At 65.5% G+C, this 25,780-nt stretch carries 26 protein-coding genes; 15 read left to right on the top strand and 11 right to left on the bottom strand.

Annotated features, from left to right (window positions below; translation table 11 throughout):
- The first annotated feature begins 55 nt into the window (after window positions 1–55).
- Window positions 56–1,825 (top strand): HNH endonuclease signature motif containing protein, encoded by a 1,770-nt coding sequence (locus NNX37_RS16635; protein WP_407079955.1) that lies wholly within the window; start codon window positions 56–58, stop codon window positions 1,823–1,825.
- Between the two features lie 129 nt (window positions 1,826–1,954).
- Here NNX37_RS16635 and NNX37_RS12200 read toward each other — a convergent pair whose 3' ends face one another.
- On the bottom strand, window positions 1,955–3,145 hold the full coding sequence (locus NNX37_RS12200) for an NRAMP family divalent metal transporter (RefSeq protein ID WP_255793020.1): 1,191 nt from the start codon (window positions 3,143–3,145) through the stop codon (window positions 1,955–1,957).
- 349 nt (window positions 3,146–3,494) lie between these two features.
- Window positions 3,495–3,941, bottom strand: coding sequence for a hypothetical protein (locus NNX37_RS12195; protein WP_255793019.1), 447 nt, complete (start codon window positions 3,939–3,941; stop codon window positions 3,495–3,497).
- Window positions 3,942–4,242: 301 nt separating this feature from the next.
- On the opposite strand from NNX37_RS12195, the gene NNX37_RS12190 reads away from it, so the two are divergent.
- From NNX37_RS12190 to NNX37_RS12170, 5 genes are all read left to right on the top strand, one after another.
- Window positions 4,243–4,611 carry an ArsR/SmtB family transcription factor gene (locus NNX37_RS12190; protein WP_255793018.1) on the top strand — a complete coding sequence of 123 codons (369 nt, stop codon included), beginning with the start codon at window positions 4,243–4,245 and terminating at the stop codon, window positions 4,609–4,611.
- Window positions 4,608–5,114 carry an SRPBCC family protein gene (locus NNX37_RS12185; RefSeq protein ID WP_255793017.1) on the top strand — a complete coding sequence of 169 codons (507 nt, stop codon included), beginning with the start codon at window positions 4,608–4,610 and terminating at the stop codon, window positions 5,112–5,114. The genes NNX37_RS12190 and NNX37_RS12185 overlap by 4 nt, the downstream gene beginning before the upstream one ends.
- Window positions 5,114–5,602, top strand: a complete 489-nt coding sequence (locus tag NNX37_RS12180) for an SRPBCC family protein (RefSeq protein WP_255793016.1) — start codon at window positions 5,114–5,116, stop codon at window positions 5,600–5,602. The genes NNX37_RS12185 and NNX37_RS12180 overlap by 1 nt, the downstream gene beginning before the upstream one ends.
- Before the next feature lie 4 nt (window positions 5,603–5,606).
- The gene (locus NNX37_RS12175) at window positions 5,607–6,044 is read left to right on the top strand and encodes a VOC family protein (protein ID WP_255793015.1); all 438 of its coding nucleotides are present in this window, start codon (window positions 5,607–5,609) and stop codon (window positions 6,042–6,044) included.
- Between the two features lie 218 nt (window positions 6,045–6,262).
- Complete coding sequence (locus NNX37_RS12170; RefSeq protein ID WP_255793520.1) at window positions 6,263–7,636, top strand: amino acid permease; 1,374 nt, start codon at window positions 6,263–6,265, stop codon at window positions 7,634–7,636.
- Between the two features lie 15 nt (window positions 7,637–7,651).
- Here the strand turns inward: NNX37_RS12170 and NNX37_RS12165 are convergent, their stop codons facing one another.
- Complete coding sequence (locus tag NNX37_RS12165) at window positions 7,652–7,906, bottom strand: hypothetical protein (protein WP_255793014.1); 255 nt, start codon at window positions 7,904–7,906, stop codon at window positions 7,652–7,654.
- Between the two features lie 161 nt (window positions 7,907–8,067).
- Between NNX37_RS12165 and gluQRS the strand changes: the two genes are divergently transcribed.
- The gene (gene gluQRS, locus NNX37_RS12160) at window positions 8,068–8,985 is read left to right on the top strand and encodes a tRNA glutamyl-Q(34) synthetase GluQRS (RefSeq protein ID WP_255793013.1); all 918 of its coding nucleotides are present in this window, start codon (window positions 8,068–8,070) and stop codon (window positions 8,983–8,985) included.
- A gap of 65 nt (window positions 8,986–9,050) precedes the next feature.
- Here the strand turns inward: gluQRS and NNX37_RS12155 are convergent, their stop codons facing one another.
- Complete coding sequence (locus NNX37_RS12155) at window positions 9,051–10,103, bottom strand: GmrSD restriction endonuclease domain-containing protein (RefSeq protein ID WP_255793012.1); 1,053 nt, start codon at window positions 10,101–10,103, stop codon at window positions 9,051–9,053.
- A 151-nt stretch (window positions 10,104–10,254) separates the two neighbouring features.
- On the opposite strand from NNX37_RS12155, the gene ppk2 reads away from it, so the two are divergent.
- The 3 genes from ppk2 (at window position 10,255) to NNX37_RS12140 (ending at window position 12,949) form a co-directional block, all read left to right on the top strand.
- Window positions 10,255–11,292: a polyphosphate kinase 2 gene (ppk2, locus tag NNX37_RS12150; RefSeq protein WP_255793011.1), complete on the top strand. Its 1,038-nt coding sequence runs from the start codon at window positions 10,255–10,257 to the stop codon at window positions 11,290–11,292.
- Window positions 11,293–11,373: 81 nt separating this feature from the next.
- Complete coding sequence (locus NNX37_RS12145) at window positions 11,374–12,111, top strand: FadR/GntR family transcriptional regulator (RefSeq protein WP_255793009.1); 738 nt, start codon at window positions 11,374–11,376, stop codon at window positions 12,109–12,111.
- A gap of 52 nt (window positions 12,112–12,163) precedes the next feature.
- Window positions 12,164–12,949, top strand: a complete 786-nt coding sequence (locus tag NNX37_RS12140) for an alpha/beta fold hydrolase (protein WP_255793008.1) — start codon at window positions 12,164–12,166, stop codon at window positions 12,947–12,949.
- A gap of 3 nt (window positions 12,950–12,952) precedes the next feature.
- Here the strand turns inward: NNX37_RS12140 and NNX37_RS12135 are convergent, their stop codons facing one another.
- From NNX37_RS12135 to NNX37_RS12115, 5 genes are all read right to left on the bottom strand, one after another.
- Window positions 12,953–13,525, bottom strand: coding sequence for a GNAT family N-acetyltransferase (locus NNX37_RS12135; RefSeq protein WP_255793006.1), 573 nt, complete (start codon window positions 13,523–13,525; stop codon window positions 12,953–12,955).
- Window positions 13,526–13,620: 95 nt separating this feature from the next.
- Window positions 13,621–14,670 carry an L-idonate 5-dehydrogenase gene (locus NNX37_RS12130; protein ID WP_255793004.1) on the bottom strand — a complete coding sequence of 350 codons (1,050 nt, stop codon included), beginning with the start codon at window positions 14,668–14,670 and terminating at the stop codon, window positions 13,621–13,623.
- Between the two features lie 15 nt (window positions 14,671–14,685).
- Window positions 14,686–15,459, bottom strand: a complete 774-nt coding sequence (locus NNX37_RS12125; protein WP_255793003.1) for an SDR family oxidoreductase — start codon at window positions 15,457–15,459, stop codon at window positions 14,686–14,688.
- A 16-nt stretch (window positions 15,460–15,475) separates the two neighbouring features.
- A complete protein-coding gene (locus NNX37_RS12120) occupies window positions 15,476–16,879 on the bottom strand; it encodes a GntP family permease (RefSeq protein ID WP_255793002.1) in 1,404 nt (467 codons plus the stop codon).
- Between the two features lie 30 nt (window positions 16,880–16,909).
- Entirely contained in the window at window positions 16,910–17,431 is a 522-nt protein-coding gene (locus tag NNX37_RS12115) for a gluconokinase (RefSeq protein ID WP_255793001.1), read from the bottom strand.
- 263 nt (window positions 17,432–17,694) lie between these two features.
- Between NNX37_RS12115 and NNX37_RS12110 the strand changes: the two genes are divergently transcribed.
- The 4 genes from NNX37_RS12110 (at window position 17,695) to NNX37_RS12095 (ending at window position 22,986) form a co-directional block, all read left to right on the top strand.
- Window positions 17,695–18,483 carry an SRPBCC family protein gene (locus tag NNX37_RS12110; protein WP_255793000.1) on the top strand — a complete coding sequence of 263 codons (789 nt, stop codon included), beginning with the start codon at window positions 17,695–17,697 and terminating at the stop codon, window positions 18,481–18,483.
- Between the two features lie 151 nt (window positions 18,484–18,634).
- The gene (locus NNX37_RS12105) at window positions 18,635–21,949 is read left to right on the top strand and encodes a DEAD/DEAH box helicase (RefSeq protein ID WP_255792998.1); all 3,315 of its coding nucleotides are present in this window, start codon (window positions 18,635–18,637) and stop codon (window positions 21,947–21,949) included.
- A 205-nt stretch (window positions 21,950–22,154) separates the two neighbouring features.
- Complete coding sequence (locus NNX37_RS12100; protein WP_255792997.1) at window positions 22,155–22,415, top strand: hypothetical protein; 261 nt, start codon at window positions 22,155–22,157, stop codon at window positions 22,413–22,415.
- Window positions 22,416–22,533: 118 nt separating this feature from the next.
- Window positions 22,534–22,986 carry a MarR family winged helix-turn-helix transcriptional regulator gene (locus NNX37_RS12095; protein ID WP_255792996.1) on the top strand — a complete coding sequence of 151 codons (453 nt, stop codon included), beginning with the start codon at window positions 22,534–22,536 and terminating at the stop codon, window positions 22,984–22,986.
- Between the two features lie 21 nt (window positions 22,987–23,007).
- On the opposite strand, the gene NNX37_RS12090 is transcribed toward NNX37_RS12095, so the two are convergent.
- Together NNX37_RS12090 and NNX37_RS12085 are read right to left on the bottom strand one after the other, a co-directional pair.
- Complete coding sequence (locus tag NNX37_RS12090; RefSeq protein WP_255792995.1) at window positions 23,008–23,631, bottom strand: FMN reductase; 624 nt, start codon at window positions 23,629–23,631, stop codon at window positions 23,008–23,010.
- Window positions 23,632–23,718: 87 nt separating this feature from the next.
- Window positions 23,719–25,389: an FAD-binding dehydrogenase gene (locus NNX37_RS12085; RefSeq protein WP_255792993.1), complete on the bottom strand. Its 1,671-nt coding sequence runs from the start codon at window positions 25,387–25,389 to the stop codon at window positions 23,719–23,721.
- 206 nt (window positions 25,390–25,595) lie between these two features.
- Here NNX37_RS12085 and NNX37_RS12080 point away from each other — a divergent pair, with 206 nt between their 5' ends.
- Window positions 25,596–25,739 carry a hypothetical protein gene (locus NNX37_RS12080; protein ID WP_255792992.1) on the top strand — a complete coding sequence of 48 codons (144 nt, stop codon included), beginning with the start codon at window positions 25,596–25,598 and terminating at the stop codon, window positions 25,737–25,739.
- Window positions 25,740–25,780 lie beyond the last annotated feature (41 nt).

The raw sequence follows: 25,780 nt of genomic DNA, 5'->3' as shown, positions 1-25,780 counted from the left end.
CACAACCGCGCTCACTGCTGGCGACAGGCGCCCCGCCTCTTGATGGAATCAGTTCATGCAGTCATACGAGTTCCATGTGTCGGAGTCAGGGTCGGCGAGCGCCGGCAGTGATGCCTGTACCGACCCGACTTCATTTGCCTCAATTGCCGACGGACTCAGCGGCGACCTGCGGCTCCAAAATATCCAAGCCCTCGGACGCGACGACCTCCTGCGAATACTGGAACGCCTGGACGCTCTTATCGGGTGGGCGCAGGCACAACAGGCCCGGGCCGTAACGCGCTTCGAAGCATTGGTCACCCGCGACGTGGATCCGGACGGGACCCTGGACGCCTTGTGCGATTCCCAGACCGCTTTCCGACTGGCGGCTTCGGAGATAGGCGCGCTCCTGTCCCTCCCTCCCATGACTGCCCAGCGTCTTGTGATTGATTCGTCCACGCTTTGCTCCGGGTGCCCCGCCGTATTGGCTGAATTGGAAGCGGGCAGAATCAGCTACCGCAAGGCACAGATCATCTGTTCCACGGCCGTTTCGCTACCGGAGACCACTCGCGCCAAACTGGAGAACCGCCTGCTGAGCGAAGCGCAGGGCCTGACCGCTGCGCAGCTGGAGCGCAAAGCCCGGAGGCTGTATGAGGCACTGGTGCCGGAAACGGACATGAATGTCCGCCACCGTCAGGCTAGAAATGACCGCAGGGTGTGCCTCGAACCTCAGTTGGATGGGATGTGCTTCCTATCGGCCCGTCTTCCTGCACCCGAAGGCCAAGCCATCTTTACCGGTTTGACGACGTGTGCCCGCTCCGAACAGGCGGCCGGTGATCCCCGAACCGTTGACCAGCTGCGGGCGGACATCTTGGTATCCCTGCTCCTCGGTGAAAGCCGCACCGTCGGGCGCGAGGAGCGCACGAGTTTCGGTTCATCCCGAAGCGACCGTCGCGGCAGGACATCCGCCCGCCCACACAACGCACCTTCCGACCCGGCTTTTTCCAACCAAGCGCCTTCCAATCAAGTGCCTTCGCGTTCTGATCACTCCCCCTCTGGAGCCTTCCGTGTTTCGGCCCCGGATAGTGTTTCCGCCCCGAATACCCCGGAGACCTCCGCACGGCCGGTCGCTCCGCTTGGACCGCGGGTGAAAGCCGAAGTAATGGTCCTCATCAATGCGGAAACCCTGCTTGGTTTGGACAACCGTCCCGCAGAACTACATGGATACGGACCCATCAGCGCGGATTCGGCTCGGGAACTGGTGCGCAGCATCGGACATTGGACCGGGCTGCTTCAGGATGGCGACACCGGTGAGATCCTCAGCGTCGGTAGGCAACGCCGGGTACCTCCGGGACTCCGCCGATGGTTGCAGGCCCGGGATTCGACCTGCCGCTTTCCGGGCTGCTCAGCCAACGCACTCACTGCCGAGATCGACCACACCATCCCGTGGGCCAGAGGAGGACCAACGGACCATGGGAACCTCGAATGCCTTTGCCGAAAACACCACGCCCTTAAAACCGCTGGATTCTGGACTGCCCGGCAGCCTGAACCGGGGCTTCTCGAGTGGACGTCTCCGGCCGGGCGGAAGTACCAGACACGGGCGCACCTCCAGATGGGCGGGAACGAGACGGATGGGAACAAGGCCGGACTGCACCGAGACTCCGTACCAGCCGGAACGAGACCTGCCTATGACGCGCAACCAACGTATGAAGCTGCCTCAGCCTATGGAGCAGCCTCAGCGTATGGAGCAGCCTCGACGTCCGGAACGACATCAGGGAATGGGACAGCCTCCGCGGATCAGGGCCGCAACGAGCACTATGCCGCAGCTTGCGAGCCTCCACCCTTCTGAGCGGATTATGCACCGATGACTATGCAGCCGCCGCCGTCCGGACCGAAGAAGCCATGGTGTACCGGCTAGGTCCCTAAGGCCTTGTGTTCACAGAGCCCGATTTTCACGAAGCCTTATGTCCACGAAGCCTTATGCCCAGAGAGCCTGCAGACCGGCAAGCGAATTCCAACCTAGGTACAGGGTCAGCAGCCAGGCCAGGACACCGACGATGAGCAACCACCGCGGATACTGATACCCGGACAGGAGGTCCCGGCGCCGCCAGGCAGCCCAGAGCAGGATGGCAAACCCGAGCGGCAGAATGAGCCCGTTGAAGGCCCCGGCAAAAACCAGCAGCGTCTGCGGCGGCTGGCCCAGCAGCAGATAGGCTCCCGCACAGACCGCGATGAACGCCACCGTGAGAAGGTTCCGGACACGGTCGGTGCCGGAAAGCTTGGTGACGAAGGAAACGGATGTGTACGAGGCACCAATTACCGAGGTCAGGGCCGCAGCCCAGAACACAATGCCGAAGAACCTGATGCCGATCTCTCCAGCAGCGATGCGGAAGGCATCGGCAGCCAGATTCTCTCCGCTCAGCACCGCTCCCCCGGCAACCACACCCAAAACGGCCAGGAACAGCAGTACCCGCATCACCCCGGTGACAATCACACCCAACAGAGCAGCACGGGTAATGGGCTTGATGTTTTCAAGCCCGGAATTTCCCGAGTCGACCATCCGGTGCGCCCCTGCATAAGTGATGTATCCACCGACTGTCCCGCCGATCAGGGTGGTGATGGCCAGGAAATCCACTTGCTCGGGCAGGACGGTGTTCTTCAGCGCGCTCCCCACCGGAGGTCCGGCAACAATGGCGACGTAAAGCATCAGCAGGATCATCAGGGCACCAAGGACCACCACCACCCGGTCCAGCGCCAGACCGGCCCGCTTGGAAAGGAAGATCAGGATGGCCAGCAGAGCGGAAGCAGCAGCACCGATCTTCGGGTCCAGGCCGAGCATGGCGTTCAATCCCAGGCCGGTACCGGCCACGTTGCCCACGTTGAAGACGAGTCCGCCAATGAACACCAGAATCGCGAGTACCAGCCCGGCCCCGGGGAGGACCTTGTTGCCCAGCACCTGGGCCCGCAGCCCGGAAATGCCGATGATGCGCCAAACATTCAGCTGGACGGCGATGTCCACCAGGATCGACACCAGGATGGCGAACGCGAAGGCCGCCCCGAGCTGAACGGTAAACACGGTGGTCTGGGTGATGAATCCGGGTCCGATGGCACTTGTGGCCATCAGGAACATGGCGCCCAGAATGGCGGAACGTTTGGGATCGACCCTCATGCGCGGCTTCCGCCCGGACGCCGCAGAAGCACCCGACGCCGCGGAAGCACCGGGCTCTCCGGAGGATCCCTTTGCTGGATCGAGAGGCTGCTCGTCCATCCGCTCATCCCTTCCACAGGGCTGCCGGGGATAAATTGCCGCCAGTTTACGGTCGCGGGGAAGGAACCTGAAGCACTGGGTACGGGGGCCTCCCTTTTCCGGCGAAACAGCGGCGCCCCCTCCCGCCGAGGCGTGATTGTTCCCGCCGGACAGACCTGCAGTCACGGCCCGCGGGACAGACCTGCAGTCAAGACCCGCCCCAGCGCCTACTTCGGCGCGCGACGTCGACCGCCTCCCCGATTGCCGGTTCTTACGCGAACGCAAACAGAGACAGCAGAGATGTTCCAGACCAGAAGAAGAAGATTCCGAGGAATACCACGGCGCCGCGTCTGGCCGCCCCGTCGCGGTAGAGCCATACGAAGGCGCCCCAGCCGGCGGCGAACGAGATCAGCCACCCGAAACTCGCCCAGAAGGTAAGCGGGTCCAACTGCGATTCCTCGAGCAACTGTGTCGCTAACGCAAAGATGGCAAAGGCGGGAACGGCCGTCAATAGATAGAGGATGTTGCCCACTACCATCAACGTCGTCCCCAGCACGCCCAACGGCGGCAGATCTCCGGTACCGCCGGCTGCACCGTCCATCCCGCTCCGGGCTTCCTGAAGAACAACCGTCGATTCCGGGCTTGCAGCAGGCGGTGGCGGTGGCGGAGACGACGACGACGTCGGCTCATCTCCGTTGTACGGATACTGGTATTCCATGGGTCCCCCGTTTTTCCATGACCTTAGGCGTCGTTCCCGCAGGTATCAGGCCTGCGCGACAACCCTAACGCAGGCTTTGCCGGCACCTTCCGCACACACAGCGCAGGCATCGACACAGCACAGCGACTCACATAGCTCCGTTCTGCCGCCCCAGGCGCCCAGTCGTCCTTAAGAAAACTTCACCAACCCCTTGACCCTCCCCCGGCGCCGTCGTACGTTCGTAATCAACCGAAAGGTTGAACAACCAGCACCTTGATTACACCGCTACTAATATGCGAGCAGACAGAAGCTGACCAACAGCATGGAATCCTCCAGCGACGAACCCCTTCTGGACAAGGCCTTCCTGGCCCTGGCCGATCCGGCCCGCCGCCAGATCATCGCCCGGCTATCCCGGGGCCCTGCCACGGTCAACGAATTGGCGGAACCCTTCGAGATCTCGAAGCAGGCCATCTCGAAGCACATCCAGGTCCTCGAGCAGGCGCAGCTGGTCACGCGCAGCCGTGACGCCCAGCGCCGGCCCGTCCACCTGAATCCCGCACGGTTGGAGGCGCTCACCGCCTGGATCGGCCAGTACCGGCTGACCCGCGAGGAGCAGTTCCGCAGCCTTGACGCCGTGCTCAACGCACGGGCCGCAGCGAAAGGCGGTCCGCAGGCAAAGGATTCATCATGACCAATGCACTGCAGCTCACCGTTCCAGACGGTGTCCCCTTCATCGATTTCAGCCGCGAGCTGGACTATCCCGTGGACCAGGTCTTCCGGGCGTACTCCGAACCGGACCTGCTGGTCCAATGGCTGGGACCACGCCGGATGAAGATGGACATCAACCACTACGATTTCCGCACGGGAGGGTCCTACAGCTACGTCCATACCGGGCCGGAGGGAGTGCCCTACGAATTCCGGGGCATCTTCCACACCGTGCGGGAGAACGAGTCCGCGATTCAGACCTTCGAATTCTCCGGCTATCCGGACGTCACCAGCCTGGAGTTCATGACGCTCGAGGCGCTCGACGGCGGCCGCACCCGGATCACCACCCATGCGGTCTACCCCTCCATGGAGGCGCGCGACGGCATGGCAGCCTCCGGTATGGAGGGCGGGGTCTCCGAGGGCTTCGACCGGATGGAGGAGCTCCTCGCCCAGCTTCAGCCGGAGGCGCTGCAGGGAAGGGGTGCGTGATGAGCAACCCGCTGACAATTCACGCACCCGCGGGTGAACCCTTCCTGGAGTATCAACGCGACTTCGATTTCCCGGTCAGCGCTGTCTTCCAAGGACACATGGATCCGGACCTTTATGTGCAGTGGATCGGCCCGGGGGACCTGACCGCCCGGTTGGACGTGTTCGAGCCGCGATCCGGCGGTGCCTACCGGGTCGTCCAGTCCGGAGACGACGGTGTGGAATATGCCTTCCGCGGCATGTTCCACTCGGTGCGGCAGGACGATTTCGTACTGCAGACGTTCGAATTCGAGGGCTACCCGGACGTCGTGACGCTCGAATACAACACCTTCACTGAGCTGCCCGGCGGCAGGAGCCGGGTGACCGGCCGTTCCCTGTACCCATCGGTGGAATCCCGGGACGGGTTCCTGGGCAACGGCATGGAAGAGGGCATGTCTGACGGCTACAACCAGCTGGATGATCTGCTCGCATCCGCCCGAACCGGAGGATAACGCCATGGACTGGACCCTCGAGGTAATGATCGTCCCGGTCAGTGACCAGGACCGGGCGATCGCCTTCTACCGCGACCAGCTGGGCTTCCATCTGGATCACCGCACGTCGACCGAGCAGATGGATTTCGCGCAGCTGACACCGACCGGCTCGGGTTGCTCGATCGTGCTCGGCGATCCGGCTTCCCAACAGGGCATGCTGCCCGGTTCCCTGCGGGGGCTGCAGCTGGTGGTGCCGAATGCGCAGGCGGCCCGCCAGGAACTGCTGGACCGCGGCGTGGAGGTCGGCGACGTGACCGTCTTTGACGAGCGCGACGGCGGAACCTTCTTCAGCTTTGCGGATCCGGACGGCAACGCCTGGACCGTGCAGGAGATGAAGGTCCGGGCGGACAAGCCGCTGATTCCGCATGATGCACGGATCAGCTATCCGGCGGAGCAGCACTAACGCGCAGCGGCAGAACCTTATTCGGTGGGGATCCCTCGACGGGGGTCCCCACCGTCATGTCAGCTTGGGTCCCCCTGAAAACGGCATCCCGCCCATGGGCGTAATATGGATTGGCCCCTGAATCGGCCTACCTCCCCCACATTCCAAGGTGCGTTTTCTTGAAGTCCTCCTTTACCCAGGCATTGGCCCGCGGGCTGAATGTCCGGCACATCCGCTTCATGGCGCTCGGTTCGGCCATCGGCACCGGCCTCTTCTACGGGTCCGCCTCAGCCATCCAGTCCGCCGGACCGTCCGTGCTGCTGGCCTACATGATCGGCGGAGCCGCTGTCTTCCTGGTCATGCGGGCACTCGGCGAAATGGCTGTCCGGCATCCGGTCTCCGGATCGTTCGGACACTACGCCAGCCGCTACCTTGGCCCGTTCGCAGGGTTCATCACCGGCTGGACGTTCGCCTTCGAAATGGCCATCGTCGCCATTGCGGACGTCACTGCGTTCGGTATCTATATGGGCTTCTGGTTCGAAGACGTACCGCGCTGGATCTGGATCCTCGCCGTCGTGATGCTGATCGCCGCACTGAACCTGATGCGGGTGAAGGTGTTCGGCGAAACGGAATTCTGGCTCTCGCTGATCAAGGTCGCCGCAATCATTGCGATGATCGTAGGCGGAGCGGCCATTGTAGTGTTCGGCTTCGGACTGCCCGACGTCGCCAACCCCGGCCTGGACACGATGCTCGGCTCCGGAGGGTTCTTCGCCAACGGGTTCTGGGGCCTGCTGGCGTCCTTCTCGATTGTGATGTTTGCCTTCGGCGGCATTGAAACCATCGGCATTACCGCCGGCGAAGCGGACAACCCCAAGAAGGCCATCCCGGCCGCGGTCAACACCGTGCCGGTACGCATCCTGCTCTTCTACGTGTGCGCCCTGGGCATCCTGATGATGATCTTCCCGTGGCAGGACATCAACGGCGAAACCAGTCCGTTCGTGCAGATCTTCGACGCCCTCGGCATCCCTGCGGCAGCGCACATCCTCAACGCCGTGGTGATCACCGCCGCGATCTCCGCCATCAACTCCGACATCTTCGGTGCCGGCCGAGTCCTCTACGGTCTCTCGCAGGAAGGCCAGGCTCCGGCGTCGTTCGCCAGGATTTCCCGGCACGGCGTGCCCTGGATGACTGTGGCGACCATGGCCGTGGTGCTGCTGGCCGGCGTCGTGCTGAATGCGCTGCTGCCCGAATCGCTGTTCACGATCATCGCTTCGATTGCCACCTTCGCAACGGTCTGGGTATGGCTGATGATCCTGCTCTCTCACATCGCGATGAAGCGGGAAATCAAGCGCCGGCACCTGCCGGCCTCCGAATTCGGCGTGCCGTTCTGGCCGGTTGCGTCCTATGCTGCGCTGGCCTTTATGGTCTTCATTGTGGTGCTGCTCGGCATCATGCCCGAAACCCGGGTGGCCCTGATCGTGGGCGCAGTGTGGATCGCGTTCCTGTTCGGCGCCTACCGTCTCTGGGTCCACGGCGAGGGCCTGGTGCGTGCGGATTTGGTTGATGAAACGTACGACGCCGGAACCCAGGGGGCCGCGGACAACAGGGTCTGAGTTCCACTGTTCCCGCTACCCCGGAAGAAGTCTGGACGTCCCTGGTGAACGGCGGACACCGGGTTCGTCCGGCAGCCGGACGGTGCGGAACAACGCGAAGCTGAACCGGCCCAGGCGAAGCGTGGCCAGCGGCCAGTCGGTCTCGGCACGCTCCGGGCCGTCCGACTGCTTCCGCTCCTGCAGGGTTCGGCGGAGGGCGTGGCGGCGCTCTACCTCGGCCACCCGCAGGCGGTGTTCCATCCGCGCGACCTCGAGCTCCATAAGTCCCATGCCTGCAACGCTAGGCACCGCCCCGCGGATGAACCATCGTCTTGCGGACATCCCCGGTCCGCAGACTCGCACCTCAGAGACCCCGCTAATGTACTTCCCTTCCGCCCGGAGCGGAAAGGGCACGACCGGCGGACACCACGGCGCCGGAATAGACTGAAGCTGTGCCTATTTCCTCCGCCGCCGGCCGCTTCGCTCCCAGTCCCACCGGAGAGCTGCATGTAGGAAACCTGCGCACCGCCCTGCTGGCCTGGCTCTTCGCCCGCAGCACCGGCCGCCGGTTCCTGCTGCGGATGGAGGACCTGGACCGGGTTCGCTCCGGCGCCGAAGCCGCCCAGCTGCGCGACCTTACCGCCGTCGGCCTGGACTGGGACTCAGACATCATCCGTCAGTCAGAACGCACCGACATCTATCTCGACGCGATCAACGGACTGCGCCGGGCGGGACTGGTGTACGAGTGCTTCTGCACCCGACGGGAGGTGGCGGAAGCGGCCTCGGCTCCGCATGCACCGCCCGGAGCCTACCCCGGCACCTGCCGCCACCTGACCGAAGAACAACGCGCCCGACGACGGCGGGACCGTCCGGCGGCGCTGCGCCTGCGGGCGGAGGTTCGCGAGTTCACCGTGACCGACGAGCTGCACGGCAGCTACACCTCGGCTGTTGATGACCTGGTGCTGCTGCGCAACGACGGCGCCCCCTCCTACAACCTTGCGGTGGTGCTGGATGATGCACTGCAGGGCATCGACCAGGTGGTCCGCGGGGATGACCTGCTCAGCTCGGCACCCCGGCAGGCCTATCTCGGTTCCCTCCTCGGCCTGCCGCCCGTCGGCTATGCCCACGTACCGCTGGCCCTGAACACCGCCGGGCAGCGGCTGGCCAAGCGGGACGGCGCCGTCACCCTTTCCGACCTCGCCGCAGCCGGGCTGGACGCCGATGCCGTCCGGGCCCTGATCCTCGGTTCGCTGGGACTGCCCGGGGACCTGCACGCGGCGCTGGCCGCCTTCTCCCCTGCCCGGATCCCGCTGGAGCCCTGGATTTTCGACCCCGCACGGGATCTTCGAACCGCACGCAGTAACTCCTGACGCGACACAGGCCCCGTCCGGGCAGCATTTCGCTGCAGGGCGGGGCCTGTGATGTTGCCGGCGGCCTAGGACGTACAGCCGACGCCGTCGCCGTCCCGGTCGAATTTCGGATCCCATCCGGGGTCTCCGGGGCGGATCGGCGCAACACCCGCGGCTTTGACCGCCGAGCAGTTGGCGTAGCTCGCCCCTGCGGGAGCGGCCGGTGCAGGCGCGGCAGGCGCAGGTTCCGCCGGAGCAGGCGCGGCCGGTGCGGGAGCCGCCGGAACAGGTGCAGCAGGAGCAGGTGCAGCAGGAGCAGGCTGGGCGGCAACGGCTGCTACGGGCATCGCCCCTTCACGGGCGGGCACCGGCTCCTCCGGGCAGCCCGAGAGCACCGCGGCAATGGCATCGTGCTCGGCCTGCGTCATCCACAACCGGTATTCGGCCTTGACCGCTGTCTGCCGGGCCACATATTCGCAGCGGAATCCCTTGTTGGCGGGCAGCCAGGTGGCGGCGTCGCTGTCGGACTTCGAGCCGTTCGCCGGACCGTCGGCAGCCATGAGGTTCAACGGATCGTTCGCCAGCTGGCGGCGCTCCTCGGCGGAGAGCTGCTGGGCCCCCTTCTGCCAGGCATCGGACAGGGCCACGACGTGGTCAATCTGAACCGCGGTGCTGGTGGCGTTGCCGCGGACAAATGCGATGGTGCTTCCCGTGTAGGGGTCCAGGAAAGTGCCGGAAGCAACCACGCATTCCCGGGTTCCGTCCTTGTACACGACGTCCACCAGGTCCCGGGCGAGGATGTCGTTGCGGGTGTCGCAGCCGTTGTGGTCCGTATCAGCCCAGGCCGGACCGAACTGTTCACGGTCATATCCGGTCTTCGGGGCGCGGCCCTTGATCGGGATGCCGGCCAGCTGGTCCAGGGCGGTGCCTGCCGCGGCCGGTGCCGCCGGTTCGGCCGGTTCCTGCTGGGCGGGCTCGACGTCGGCGGGCTCGGTCGCTGCAGGCTGGGCGGAGGCCGACTCGGAGATGTCAGCGGACGGAGCTGGTGCGGAATGGCTGTCGGTAACCGGGGTGCAGCCGACGGTACCGAGGGCAAGCAGGGCAATGAAGGACAGAGCTTTGGTGCGTAGTGAAGTCATCGCCACCCATTATCTGCGGCCGGGCACCGGCTCCCGGTCAGGCGCGCCGCCCAAGCTGCCCGACGCCGTCGTGCACAGAACCCGTTTCCTCTTCCAATCCGTGGGCAGTGCCGCGTAGATTCGGAAAAAACGGACCTGCAGCGGAGATGTCATGGCAAACAATAAGAACGGCACCAAAGAAGTTTCGCCCCGGCAGCCGCCGGTAACCGACGGAGCGGAGTCGGACGGGCAAAGCCTGAACGGGCAGCGCGTCGCTGTCGCTGAGGACTACGCCCAGGAACTCGATGAGCTTCAGGAGCTCAAAAAGAAGGGCAAGAAGCTCAAGATCAACGTCGATGACGACGCCTGGCGGCAGAACTATCCCTATGACACCAAGCTCAACCGGCGGACCTATGACCGGCAGAAGCGCCGCCTCCAGATTGAACTGTTGAAGATGCAGCTGTGGGTCAAGGAAACCGGCCAAAAAATGCTCATCATCTTCGAGGGCCGGGATGCCGCCGGAAAGGGCGGAGCGATCAAGCGGTTCGACGAGCACCTGAATCCCCGCGGTGCACGGGTGGTGGCCCTGGAAAAGCCCACCTCCGAGGAACAGACCCAGTGGTACTTCCAGCGGTATATCCGTACGCTGCCCAGCGGCGGCGAAATTGTGATGATGGACCGCTCCTGGTACAACCGGGCCGGCGTCGAACGCGTAATGGGGTACTGCACCCCGGCGCAGTACCTTGAGTTCATGCGGGAGGTTCCGGAGCTCGAACGGATGCTCGTCAACTCCGGCACCCTGCTGCACAAGCTGTGGTTCTCGGTGGGCCGGGCGGAACAGATGGCCCGGTTCGCTGCCCGGGAAACCGATCCCGTGAAGCAGTGGAAGCTCTCACCTACTGACCTGGCCAGCCTGGATAAGTGGGACGCCTACACGGAGGCGAAGGAGGCCATGTTCTTCTACACGGATACCGGAGACGCTCCCTGGACCGCAGTGAAGTCCAACGACAAGAAACGCGCCCGGCTCGAGGCGATGCGCCACGTGCTGAACACGGTGGAATACCCGAACAAGGATCGCTCCATTGCACACGCACCTGATCCGTTGATTGTGGCTCGGGCCTATAACCATTTCGAAGAGGACGACGAACCGCACGGCAGCTTCCCGGTGGTGAAACCGCAGGGAAACGCGACAACGCAGGCTGTCGGCTAGCTACTGCTGTGACGGACGTTACGACGCCGGTGCGTACAATACAGAGGTGATTCTTACCGCAGCAATGCCTCGCCGGTCCGCATGAGTTCCCGGCTGCACAACCTCGTGATGGAAACGCTGGGCATGCGGATTGTCTCCGGTGACCTTGCTGCCGGAGACACCATGCATTCGGAACACCTCGAAACCGAACTGCAGGTGTCCCGGTCCGTTGCCCGCGAGGCGGTGCGGGTGCTGCAGTCACTGGGCCTCGTGGAAACCGTCAAGCGCGTGGGTATCCGGGTTCTCCCCGCAACTGACTGGAATGTCTTTGACGCCACGGTGATCCGGTGGCGTCTCGCCGCTTCCGGAAAAGGCGGCCAGCTCCGCTCACTCACCGAGCTGCGCTCCGCCGTCGAACCCGCCGCAGCGGAACTGGCAGCGGTCCATGCCCCCGACGAGCTGGCAGCCGAGCTGCTGACGGTGGCAACGCAGATGCGGGCAGCCGGCCGGACCGGAGACCTGGAGCTGTTCCTGGACCTCGACATCCGGTATCACGGACTGGTGCTGGCGGCATCCGGAAATGAGATGTTCAACCAGATGCAGTCCATGATTGCTGAGGTGCTGCGCGGCCGGACCCACTACGGACTGATGCCGGACCACCCGCATGACGAGGCCCTGCAGCTGCATATGGACGTTGCCCACGCCATCCAGGCCCACAACCCTGAGCTGGCCCGGAATGCGATGGAGAAGATTATGCGCCGGACCATGGACGAGGTCGGCGGGGTCTGGGCGCACGAGCCGCGGATTTTCCAGCCGCTGCCCTCTTCAGAATCGGTCTGAAGACCGGTGACTCCTCCCCTTCCTTCAGTGACAGCACGCATAGGATGATGCGGTGATAGCACATGAGGCGGGACAGGGCACAACGCTGATACTGGTGCACGGTTTCGAGCTCGACCACCGCAGCATGCTGCCCCTCGAAAGCTCGTTGGCTGACAGTTCATGGCGGCGCATCTACCTCGACCTGCCGTGGACCGAACAGGCGGTTCCCGGACCGGTCGCCAGCGCACAGGACGTGGCCGACGGCGTCGTCAACGAGCTTCGGGACCGACTGGGAGACGAGCCGTTCGCGATCATCGGACATTCCTTCGGCGGCATGGTTGCCCGCCATGTGGCGCACGCGATGCGCAGCCAGGTGCTCGGGCTGGCTACCCTCGGAGCGGTCTTCACAGCCAACCACCGCAAGCGGGTGCTCCCCGCACGCGCAGTCATCTCCGCGGCCCTTCCGGACCAAGCAGCCGATGATGACTTCCTGGAAATAGCCGTAATCCAGACTCCGGGCACCCTCGCGGCGTTCAACGAATTTGTCCTTCCCGGTCTTCGGGGGACGGATCAGCAGGTGACCGGGCGGATTGCCGCGGACTACGCGCTGCGGCAGGAGCCGGAGGCAGCCCATCCGGAACCGTTCGAGGCGCCGTCGCTGCATATCTTCGGCCGGCAGGACCACGTCACCGGATATGAGGACGGCCTGGCGCTCAGAGACCACTACGTGCGCGGAACGTTCGCAGTGCTCGACGCCGCAGGCCACCATCTGTACATGGAGCGTCCCGCCGCAGTCTCGGTGCTTATGGATGACTGGCTGACCAGCGCCCGGGCACACGCGCCCGCTCTCCCCCGGTAGCCGCTACGGGGAAACCCGGTACTCCTCCTCCAGCATCCCCAGCAGCATCTGGTCGTGGAAAACCCCCTGGTGGAACACCGCGGCACGGCGGCGCCCCTCTTCCTTGAACCCCAGCGACCGGTACAGATGGAGAGCCCGCTCGTTGTAGGACCAGGTCTGCAGCTCGGCTTTGTGCGCACCCATTTCCTCGAAGACAATCCGCAGTCCCAGCTGCAGGGATTCACGCCCCAATCCCTGGTCCTGGAATTCGGGGCCGATGATGATCGCCATGGTGGCAATACGCTCCGGGACGGACATGCCCCAGACACTGATATGCCCTATCAGGCGCTCGGCAGGATTGACGATGCTGTACCCGAAGCCGGACGGCGACTCGTTTTTGCTCCACGCCCGGAACATGTCCGCCGTCGTTTCCTGCGGACGGGCGGCCACCCTGTTCTGCTGCAGGATGGCGGAAGCGGGATCATTCCACCATTCGGACAGATGCGGCAGATCCTGCTCCCGGAGCTCACGGAACCGGATCCTTTCCCCGCTGAGCAGCGCCGATGACCATTCCTGCAGCCTCAGGTAATCATTCATGCCGGGATCATAACGCAGCCGGGTTTTCCTCCCGCGGTTTGGCACCGGCCCGGATGGTCGAAGGCCCGGATTCACGGCGGGTCAGTCGCGGCGGGTCAGTCGCCGAAGCGCAGCAGCACCTTTCCGCTGCGGGAGGCGTCCCGTGCCGTCTCGAAGGCCGCCAGGGTGTCCTCGACGGCGAACTCGTGCGTGAGGACCGCATCCGCCTGCAGGCTGCCGTCGGCCAGGGCAGCAATGACCTCCTCGATTTCGTCGTTGAACCGGAAGGAACCCACCAGTTCCAGTTCCCGGGTGATCGCCAGCGAGATCAGGGCAGGCTGCTCACCCGAAGGCAGCAACCCGACCATCACCACCCGGCCGCCGCGGGTGGCTCCCGTCACCGCAGACATCAGGCCGCGGTAGCTCCCGGAGGATTCGAAGCAGATGTCCGCATCGACGCCGGCAATGGCATCCGCATCGGTTGCGGGAAGGCTTCGGTCCGCGCCGAGCGTGCGGGCAATGGCCAGGGGGCCTTCGTGCATGTCCGTGGTAATGATTTCCCCGGCCCCGCGGGTCCGCAGCACGGCCGTGATCAGCGCTCCGATAGGGCCCGAACCCACCACGAGTATCCGTTTACCCCGAACGTCGCCCGCACGGGACACGGCATGCCAGGCCACCGCCGCGGGTTCCACCAATGCGGCGCGGCGGAGCGGCAGCTCCTCCGGAAGCACCCGCAGCATCCGCGCCGGCAGGTTCACGTAGCGGGCGAAGGCGCCATCCGTGTGGGGAAACCTCGCAGCACTGCCCAGATACGTGCAGCCGGGCGAAAGGTTCGGCCGGTCCAGAGGGTACCGGGTTCCGTTCCCCGGGCCGGGGGTTGCCGGGTGCACGGCAACGGCGGTGCCGAGACCCGGCCCGGTGCCGTCCGCGGCCGGCGCCAGCACCCGTCCCACTACCTCGTGCCCCAGCAGCATGGGCGCACGCAGGATGGACTCCCCCGCCGCACCGTGCTGCCAGTAATGCAGGTCAGACCCGCAGATGCCGCCGTAGGCAATTTCCACCACGGCTTCATCAGTCCCCGCGGGTACCAGCGGCACGTGTTCCACCCGGAGGTCCCCGGCGCCGTGGGCTACTACCCCGAGGGTGGTGGCTGGCAGTTCGGTCATGGCAGGGTGTCCTTTTCAGACCACGGTGGTCATGCCGCCGTCAATGAAGACGACCTGGCCGTTGACGAAGTTCGAAGCATCCGAGGCGAGCCAGAGCGCCGGGCCCACGATGTCCTCCACAGTGCCCCAGCGGTGGGCCGGAGTGCGGCCGAGGATCCACGAGTTGAACGCCTCGTCATCGACGAGGCTCTGCGTCATCTCCGTCTGGATGTAGCCCGGGGCAATCGCATTGATCTGCAGTCCCTCCCCCGCCCACTCGGCCGTCATGGCGCGGGTGAGGTTTCGGACGCCGCCCTTGGATGCCGTGTACGGGGCAATGGTCGGCCGGGCCAGGTCCGTCTGGACCGACGCGATATTGATGATCTTCCCGCTCCCGCGGGCGATCATGTGCCGGGCTGCCTCACGGCCCACCAGGAACGCGCTGGTCAGGTTGGTCCGGAGCACCCGCTCCCAGTCCGCCACGTCCAGGTCCAGCATCGGTTCACGGTGCTGGACTCCGGCGTTGTTGACGAGGATGCGCAGGGGCCCGACTTCGCGCTCCACCCAGGCGACGCCGTCGGCCGCTGCCTGCGCGTCCGTGACGTCAAAGCGCCGGGCGAAGATCCGGTCCGCACCGAACTCAGCGGCGAGCTCTGCGCGGGCGGCCTCCAGCCGGTCCGGGTCCAGTCCGTTGAGTACGACGACGGCGCCCACGCCGGCCAGGCCGCGGGCAATCGCGTTGCCGATGCCCCGGCTGGAGCCGGTCACCAGGGCGATCCGGCCGGAAATATCAAACATGCTGGTAGTCATCGCTGTTCCCCGGCCCCTAGAACTGCGCTGCGATGAGGTAGATGGCCAGGGCGAAGACGAAACCGATCACACCGATCAGGGCCTGGCCGACAGTCCAGGTCTTGAGGGTGGTCTTGGTGTCCATCTGGAAGAACTTGCTGACCAGCCAGAAGCCGGAGTCGTTCACGTGGCCGGCGAAGACCGAGCCGCCGGCGAGTGCCAGCACAATGGCCACCACCTGGACCCCGTTGAAGTCCGGGTTGTCCAGGACCACCGGCTGCACCAGCGCCGCAGCAGTGGTCAGGGCAACGGTGGCCGATCCCTGAGCCAGGCGGACGATGGCGGCGATGAGGAAGCCGGCCACGATCACCGGCAGTCCCACCGCGTCCAGGGAATCGGCGATGGCGGTGCCGATGCCGCTGGCACGCAGCACACCGCCGAACATGCCGCCGGCGCCGGTGATCAGGATGATCGAGCAGACCGGGCCCAGGGCACTGTCCACAACGGTCTCGATCAGCGAGGCGCTCTTGCCCTCGCGGCGGCCGAGCAACCACATCGCCAGGAAAACGGTGATCAGCAGGGCAACCGGGGTTTCACCCAGGGAGCGGAGGACCTGCACCCAGCCGGTGTCCAGGGAGACGACCTCGGCGGTGGCCAGCATGTTCAGGCCGGTGTTGAGGAAGATCAAAACGAACGGAAGCAGGAGCAGCAGCACGATGGTGCCGAGCTTGGGAGCGGAGCGGAATTCGGACTCCGCCGACCCCTTAGGTGCGTCCAGGATGGAGGGCACCGGGATGTCGAATTTGCGGCCCAGGAAGGTACCGAAGAGGTAGCCGGCCAGGTACCAGGTGGGGATGGCCACAAGCAGGCCGAAGATCAGGACCAGGCCGATGTCGGCACCGAGCAGGCCGGTGGCGGCCACGGGGCCGGGGTGCGGCGGCACAAACACGTGCATGACGGAGAACGCCGCGGCCGCGGGGAAGGCGTACGTCAGCAGCGAGCCACCCATGCGGCGGGCCACGGTGAAGATGATCGGCAGCATAACCACCAGGCCGGCGTCGAAGAAGATCGGGAAGCCGAACATCAACGAGGCCACCGAAAGGGCCAATGAGGCCCGCTTCTGTCCGAACTTGGTGATCAGCGCGTTGGTCAGGACCTCCGCACCGCCGGAAACTTCAAGCATCCGTCCCAGCATGGCACCGAGGCCCACCAGCAGCGCCACGCTGGCCAGGGTGGTGCCGAAGCCGCTCAGCAGCGTGGGCACCAGATCGGCGGCGGCGATGCCGGTGGCGACGGCGGTCAGCAGGCTGACCGTGATCAGCGCCAGGAACGCGTGGATACGGAATTTCATGATCATCACCAGCAGCAGCGCGATGGCTGCGACGGCGACGGCGAGCAGGCCGGGAGTACTCAACGTCCAGTTGAGTTCTAGATCGGTCATTTTCGTCCTATCTGGGGTGGGGTACGGACGTCAGTGTCCGTTGGCGGTGAATACCGCAGCGACAGCCGCGGCAATTTCAGCTGGTGGCAGGTGGATGTCCACCGGGATACCGGCTTCGTCGGACCCGAGCGGTTCCAGGGTTTCGAACTGGGAGTCGAGCAGTGCGGGCGGCATGTATTCGTGGTTGCGGTGCGAGAGCCGGTCCGCGATGAGGTCGCGGTCGCCGGTCAGGTGCACAAACCGGGTGTCCGGCGCGAAGGAGCGGATGAGGTTCCGGTACCGGCGTTTCAGCGCCGAACAGGCGACGACGGTGGATTCGCCGCGGGCGAGTCCGTCCGCCAGGACCGTTCCGATGGCCCGCAGCCAGGGCTCCCGGTCCGCATCGTTGAGGGGATGGCCGGAGGCCATCTTTTCCCTGTTGGCGGCCGGGTGCAGATCATCCCCGTCGATGAACGGCAGACCCAGGACCTCGGCAATAGCGCGTCCGGATGTGGACTTACCGCTGCCTTGAACGCCCATCACGATCAGCGGCGGAACATTGGACGACGGCATGGCCACACTCCCTCAGACGCATCTTCACCTCTGATTCGTGTGACCCAGCGGACAATAAATCAGATTTATCTTCCACAAGGTAGCACAGTACGGGGGGTGGGTTTATGCCATCCATAGTGGGAACGTTGTGCTCATGATCCGCGCTGTTCCTGTCCGGTTCCACGGGCGTCGGACGAACGTTGCCGCCAGTGCCCTGTCCATCGGTGTGGCAACCTGTCTCACGGTCGGGCTTCTGGCCGGAGACGCTTCTGGCCGGAGACACAGTGGAGGGCGCGCCAACCGATCCCCTGCCGGAACAGCTAACGTCAGGCGTCAGCGCTGAGCTGTCCGCCAGCAGGTTGTTCGCGGCCGAACCCACTGTCCTGCTAAAACTCTTCAATTCCACTCCTGAAGCCGTGGAGGTCTCCGGCGCCCGGTTGCTCACAGAGCGCTATTCCGATCCGCAGGAGTGGCTGCCTGCACGCCCGGAACCGGTCCGGCCGCGCTCCGGAGCGACCATCAGCCTGCCGGTCCCCCTGGCCGGTCCGGCCTGCCCGCCGGACGGTCCGGACCTCCGTCCCGCTGTGGTTTCCGTGGAACTGTCCACAGGGGTTCGAGAACTGGCTGCGGCCGACCCCCGCGGCGACTTCTCGGTGCTGCACTACCAAGACTGCCTGCGGCAGGGCATGGCCGCGGTGGCCCGTTTCTCCACCGATCCGCATCTGGAGGTGGCACCCAACGGCCGTACCGCCGTCGTCCGCGTCCTGATTGAACCCGCCGGCACCGGCACCATGCTCCTGCACCGGATTGATACCACACCCCTGCTGGCACCGGCGGGGCCCGCCTGGCCGACCGAAATCAGGGTGAACGGTTTCGACGGGCCTCAAGAGCTGGCGCTGGGCGTTGCGCCCCAGCGCTGCGACGCGCATGCGCTTGCCGAGGACAAGCTGGGAACCCATCTGCCCCTGACCATGACGGTGGGTGGATACTCCGGCCAGGTCCGCCTGGCACCTCCGGATGACTTCACGGCCGCCGTCTATGGCTTTGTCCAGGGGGCCTGCGCCGAACAGTGAAAGAGCCGAACGCTAAAAGAAGAGTGACACGCAGATCACGCCATTGTGACCCGCGCTACTAACATCCTAAACAGGGCACCCCGAAGCCTGCCAAATCCCCCGCAGGAACCCGACGGCGGAAACCGTCAGTACTGCGTGAGACGATAAAACCATGCTCGAAACCCCTCCGCTCGTAGACGTTACCGACGTCATCCGCGTGGTCGGCGGATCGGCGTTCCAGCGGGGCCAGACCTATGCCAAGGGCGGCGCCGTGGAAGCCCTGGAGTGGGATGCCCAGGGCGAGGTGCTGCGTGCGCAGGTACGCGGCAGTGCGGCTGTTCCCTACCGGATCATGCTCCAGCTCGGCGCCAAACGCCAGGGTGACTACCGTCTGCTGGATAACCACTGCAGCTGCCCCCTGGGCTTCGACTGCAAGCACGTGGCCGCCGCTGCCCTGCAGAGCAACACCGAGCACTTGATTTCCCGGCAGGAGCTCTCCGCCCCGACCATGCGTCCGTCCGTGCCGGCCTGGCAGCAATCGCTGCAGACCCTCATTGATGCGGATCTGGCGGACAGCACCAAGCCCGTTGAAACCACTCCCCTGGCACTGCAGTTCGAACTGCGGAACATTGTCGCGGCCGCAGCGTCCCGGTGGGGTGCCGCCCCGGCCCCGCGCAGCCGGCACCGGGCCACACCCTTCCGGCTGGGCGTCCGTCCGGTGGTGCGCAACTCCAAGGGCAACTGGGTCAAAAACAACCTGGCCTGGAGCAACATCAGCTACCAGACCTACGGACTGCGGCTGGATCCGGACCAGCACCGCTGGTTCTCCCAGTTCCCCGCCCTGCACCGCTCCAACGGCGTGAGCTACTTCGGGCAGAACGATTCCTGGCTGTATCTGGACGACTTTGCCAATCCCCTGCTCTGGCAGCTGCTGGATGAAGCGGTGCGGCTGGGCATCCCCTTTGTCGGCACCAAGAAGGACACCGCGGTCCGGGTGGGAAAGCTGGCCACCCTGTCCCTCGACGTCCGGGCCGCCGGCGGGGACACTCCGGCGCCGCTGCAGCTGCTGCCCACACTCGAAGTGGACGGCATGCCGGTCCCGTTGGAGGATGCCGGGATCATCGGCAGCCACGGCATTTACCTCCGCTCGCCGCAGAACACCATCACGCTGGCGCCCACCGCCAAGACCCTCACCGAACAGGACAAGGGCCTGCTACTGCAGGGCGCTCCGGTGATGGTGCCGAAGGCGGATGCTCCGGTCTTCCTCGAAAAGTTCTATCCCCGGCTGCGGCAGGTACTGCCTGTCACGAGCAGCGATGACTCCGTGGAGTTCCCCGAGATCGAGCCTCCGGTGCTGGTCCTCACCGCCGGATTCGGTCCCGAGGACCAGCTGACCCTGACCTGGAACTGGTCCTACCGGCACGGAAGCTCCTCCACCCGGCTGCCGCTCACCCGCGTGCCGCGGACAGGCAGGCCGGCGGACGACGACGACACCTCCTACCGCGATATCCCCGCCGAGGCGGAAATCCTGGCTGCCGTGGGGAAAACACTGCACGCGGTGCCCCGCGACCGGACCCTGCGGGAGATTGAAGCCGCCGAGTTCACCGAGCATGTCCTGCCGGAGCTGGAGAAGCTGACCGGCGTCCAGGTGGAAATTTCCGGAACGCGGCCCGATTACCGGGAGCTGCTCGAGGCGCCGAAGCTGAAGATCACCACGGTGGAAACCGAACGCCGCGACTGGTTCGACCTCGCCGTCATGGTCACCGTGGAGGGCCGGCTGGTGCCATTCGCCAATATCTTCAAAGCGATCGCCCAGGGCAAAACCAAACTCCTGCTGGTGGACCGCACCTACCTTTCCCTCGACCGGCCTGAATTCGAACACCTGCATGCGCTGATCAATGAAGCACAGGGCCTGCAGGAATGGGATACCGGGGAACTGTCCATCAGCCGGTACCAGGCCGGACTGTGGTCCGAGCTGGAGGAACTGGCGGAGGAAACCGAGGAAGCTGCCGCCTGGCGGGAGTCCGTCTCCGCCCTGCTGGAGCTGGATTCGGTGGACCCGGTGCCGCTGCCGGCCGGACTCGAGGCCAGCCTGCGGCCCTACCAGCAGGAAGGCTTCAACTGGCTGGCGTTCCTGTGGGATCACGGCCTCGGCGGAATCCTGGCGGACGACATGGGGCTCGGCAAGACCCTGCAGACCCTGGCCCTGCTGGCCCATGCCCGGGAGCAGGGCGGGACCAAACCGGCTCATCCCTTCCTCGTGGTCGCCCCCACGTCAGTGGTCCCCAACTGGGCCTCCGAGGCGGCACGCTTCGCCCCCGGGCTGAAGGTGGTGACGGTCTCCGACACCAGCGGCAAGTCCCGCATCCCGCTGGCCGAAGTGGTGGCCGGCGCCGACGTCGTCCTTACTTCCTACGCCGTGTTCCGCCTGGACTTCGCCTCCTACCGGAAGCTGGACTGGGACGGACTGATCCTGGACGAGGCGCAGTTCGTCAAGAACCGGGTGACGCGCGTGCATCAGTGCGCCCGGGACCTGCCCGCACCGTTCAAGCTGGCCATTACCGGCACCCCGATGGAAAACAACCTGATGGAGCTCTGGGGGTTGTTCGCCATTGTGGCACCCGGCCTGTTCCCGTCCGCCCGGAAGTTCGCCGACGAATACCAGCGGCCCATCGAACGCGGCGACAGCCCGGAACTGCTGGCACGGCTGCGCCGGCGCATCCGTCCGCTGCTGATGCGCCGCACCAAGGAAGCCGTGGCCAAGGACCTGCCGGAAAAGCAGGAGCAGGTCCTCGAGGTGGAACTGCATCCGAAGCACCGCAAGATCTACGAGACGCATCTGCAGCGCGAACGCCAGAAACTCATGGGCCTGATCCAGGACATGGACCGGAACCGGATGATCGTGTTCCGCTCCCTCACCCTGCTGCGGATGCTCAGCCTCGACGCGTCACTCGTGGAGCCGGAGGAGTACGACGGCGTACCGTCCGCCAAGCTGGACGTGCTCTTTGACCAGCTCGAAGACGTTACCGCCGAAGGCCACCGCGCCCTGATCTTCAGCCAGTTCACCTCGTTCCTGAAGAAGGCTGCCCAGCGGCTGGACGAACAGGGCATCAAGTACGCCTACCTCGACGGTTCCACCCGCAACCGGGCCGAGGTGATTGCCTCGTTCAAGGACGGCGTGGTCCCCGTGTTCCTGATCAGCCTCAAGGCCGGCGGATTCGGCCTGAACCTGACGGAAGCGGACTACGTCTTCCTGCTGGATCCGTGGTGGAACCCGGCGGCAGAGGCCCAGGCAGTGGACCGCACGCACCGGATCGGGCAGAAAAACAACGTGATGGTCTACCGCATGGTCGCCCGGGACACCATCGAGGAAAAGGTCATGGCGCTCAAGGAGCAAAAGGCGAAGCTGTTCACGTCCGTCATGGACGACGACGCCGTCTTCAGTTCCGCGCTCACGGCGGACGACATCCGGTCACTGCTGCAGTAGCAACAAGGGCCTCCTTCCGGTGTTCGTGAGGCTGGCCTATGTCCGTGAATTCGAGCACGCCGCACCGCCGGATACCCGCTGAATTGCGCCCCGGTACCGGCTCGGCCAAATTCTACAGTGCATAGAAACCGTTACCTTGGAACCAGGGCCCGCTTCCGCCGTCGGACGTCTGCGGGCAGAGCCACATGCGTACCAAGGAAAGGCAATGAGCGTCCAGGATTCAACGCTGGTCCGGCCGGTCGAGACTCGCCCCAAGGATGAGGACGACCTGGTGCACGTTTTCTGCACCCCCTGCAAGCGGCGGGCACGCAGCCGTGCGCGGCGCCCGGTTCCCTACTGCGGCAAACAGATGCCCAACCGTCCGCTGCGCGATGACACCGGCGACCTTCCCGTCTGCGCGGTGTGCCTGGACCTGGCCAGGTCCGCCCCCTGTCCCCGGTGCGGTACCCAGGCCCGTTTCGACTGAGCAAGACCCCGACCCCGGGCGCCCGGTCCGGAACCTGCACCCAAGCCCGCTTCAACTGCGGCCGACTGCCTGCACCACTGCCATTCCCTGCACGGGGAATGATTTGTACAGTGGAGTGATGGCGAATCAGGAGCGGCCCATCGGATTCTGGCTCAAGCTCGTCGACCAACTGGTTGATGACCAGTTTGGCGCCAGCTTCGAAGAACACGGCGTCACCCGCCGGCAATGGCAGATGATGAACCTGCTGGTGGAAGGCCCCGCCTCCTCCAAGGAGTTGTCGGACGGGCTGCGCCCCTTCTTCCCTGCGGTGGAGACCGGCACTTCCGCGGAGCTCATCGAAGAGCTGCGCGAATCCGGCTGGGTACTGCTGGAAGACGGCCAGTACCACCTCACCGACCTCGGCAGCCGAAGCCTGGAAAACCTCCGCGGTGCGGTGGACCGCATCCGGCAGCTGATGACGGACAACATCACCGAAGAGGAATACACGGCCCTCCTGGCGGTCCTGCAGCGGATGGCCAGCAACCTGGGCTGGGACGGCGACGTCGCCTCCGGCCCCCGGGTCGACACCTAGGAGTTCATCCCCGGGCCGGGCCTACTTGCGCTGTGTCTGGGCGAGCAGTTCCTCGAAGGGAAGCGACTGCGCAGGATCCCGGCGCTTAGGTGCGGGGGCATCGCCCAGCAGTGCCACAAGTTCACCGGCGGCGCGTCGGACCCGCTGCTCCAGCGAGCCCGTTCCGGTTTCACCCGTCCCCCAGTCCCCCGGCGCGGCGTAGACGGCGGTCGGAGCGATCCGTGCCCGAAGGTAACTGAACATGGGCCGGAGGGAGTAGTCGAGGACCATGGAGTGCCGGGCACTGCCGCCGGTGGCGCCGAGCAGGACCGGCTTGCCGTCCAGCGCAGTGTTGTCGACAACGTCGAAGAAGGACTTGAACAGCCCGCTCATGGAAGCCGTGAAAACCGGCGTCACCGCAACCAGCGCATCAGCGGCAATAAGCTCGTTAATGGCTGCTTCCAGCCGGGGCGCGGCGTACCCGGTCACCATGTTGTTGGCGATGTCCACAGCGTATTCACGCAGTTCGAAAGTGGTGACGCTGACGCTGAGCCCCAGGGCCTCAATTTCCGCCTTGGCCGCCGCGGCAAGGGCATCCGCGAGCATCCGGGACGACGACGGAACACCCAGTCCGCCCGAAACCACTACTATCCTGCGATCCACCACGCTGTCCTCCTTTTCATGCTTTTGCATGTGAGTTTCAACAGCGCCGGGTGCAGGCTTATTCCGGGGCTGCCCCTTCCGTAGCTCCCCTTAGCCGGCGGAGGCGCGGCCGGCGGCCCTGCCGCTGAACAGGCAGCCGCCCAGGAACGTCCCCTCCAGGGACCGGTAGCCGTGCATGCCGCCGCCGCCAAAGCCCGCAGCCTCCCCGGCCGCGAAAAGACCGGGTACCGGAGCGCCGTCGTCGGCCAGCACCCGGGACTGCAGATCGGTCTCCAGCCCGCCGAGGGTCTTGCGGGTGAGCACGGACAGGCGGACGGCGATCAGGGGTCCGGCCTTGGGATCGAGGATGGGATGCGGGGCAGCCGTGCGGATCAGCCGGTCCCCCAGATAGGTGCGCGCCCCGCGGATGGCGGTGACCTGCGAGTCCTTGGTGAACGGGTTGCGGATTTCGCGGTCCCGGGCCTCCAGCTCGTGCCGCACGGCCTCGGCGGACAGTTCCGGGGCATCGCCCCGCACCGAGGATCCTTTGGCCAGCAGGTTCATGCCGGCCACGAGTTCCTCGACCGAATCGGCGGTGATGAAATCCTCGCCGTGGTCCAGGAACGCCTGCACGGGGGCCGGAACCCCGGCAGTGGCACGCTTCAGGACGTCGCGGACGGATTTTCCGGTGAGGTCCGGGTTCTGCTCGGACCCGGACAGCGCAAATTCCTTGCGGATGATGGCCTTGTTCAGGATAAACCAGCTGTAGTCCTGTCCGCTGCGGCGCAGGTGTTCCAAGGTGCCCAGGGTGTCGAAACCCGGAAACAACGGCACGGGCAGCCGGTTGCCGGCCGCGTCCAGCCACAGTGAGGACGGACCGGGCAGGATGCGGATCCCGTGGTTTTTCCAGACCGGATCCCAGTTCCGGATCCCTTCCACGTAATGCCACATGCGGTCCGGGTTGATCACCCGTCCGCCGGCAGCGGAGGCAATGCCGATGCCCCGGCCATCCACGTATTCAGGCACGCCACTGAGCATGTTTACGGGTGCGGGGCCCATCCGCCGGGGCCAGGCGGCACGGACGGCGTCGTGGTCCCCGCCGATCCCCCCGGTGGTGAGCACCACGGCGGAGGCACTGAATTCGAAGCTCCCCACGACGGTACGGCTGGAGGCAGTGCCGCGCGGCGCCGTCGTCGGCTCCAGGACACTGCCGCGCACTCCCGTCACGGCACCGCCCGTCAGGACGAGGTCATCGAGGCGGTGGCGGAACGCGAAGCGCACCAGCCCGCGTTCGACGCCGTCGCGCACCTTGGCCTCGAAGGGTGCCGTGATCCCGGGGCCGGTTCCCCAGGTGATGTGGAAGCGGGGAACGGAATTGCCCGGGCCGTTGGCCCCGTAGCCGCCGCGCTCCGCCCATCCCACCACGGGGAAGAGCCGGTGTCCCATCTGCTGCAGCCAGGCCCGCTTCTCCCCCGCCGCGAAGTGCACGTATGCCTCCGCCCACTGGCGCGGCCAATAATCCTCTGCCCGGTCAAAGCCTGCGGTGCCCAGCCAGTCCTGCCAGGCAAGGTCCACTGAGTCCTTCACCCGCAGCCGGCGCTGCTCGGGGGAATCCACCAGGAATAGCCCGCCGAAGGACCACCACGCCTGGCCGCCGATACTCTGGGCGCCCTCCTGTTCCACCAGGATCACCGAACGCCCGGCGTCCACCAGTTCGGCGGTGGCTACCAAGCCGGCAAGTCCGGCACCTACAACAATGACGTCTGCGTCTGTGGGCTGCATCCGGCTCACGCTACCGGCGCCGGCCGGTGCTGGCCAGCAGCTCGAGTCAGGCGTGTCCTGCCACCAACACCCCTGCCGGAAGGCGGTTGCGTCCGGGCGGGGGTTCTAGACTTCCGCATGGGTTTCTAGACTTGCAGGTAGGGCCGCTCTGAAGGAGAACCGGCGAATGCCGGTGCCGGCCGGTAAGAGAAATCGGAGAAAACCACATGAGCGAACAGAGCGCCAACGAGGAAAAGGACTCCAACCGGACACATCCGCAGGAGCCGTCCGAAGGGGACACCACCGAAAAGGCAAACGAACAGCGCGAGCACACCCAGGAGCCGGCCGAAGGCGGCGAAGACCAGGCCTAAGCGGGCCCTTAATAGTGCAGCTGATTCGTCAGCGCGACACA

The sequence above is a fragment of the Arthrobacter zhaoxinii genome (assembly GCF_024385505.1).
Classification (GTDB): Bacteria; Actinomycetota; Actinomycetes; order Actinomycetales; family Micrococcaceae; genus Arthrobacter_B; species Arthrobacter_B zhaoxinii.
Note: the sequence above shows the minus strand (reverse complement) of the source record. Positions and strands in the feature narration are given on the sequence as shown.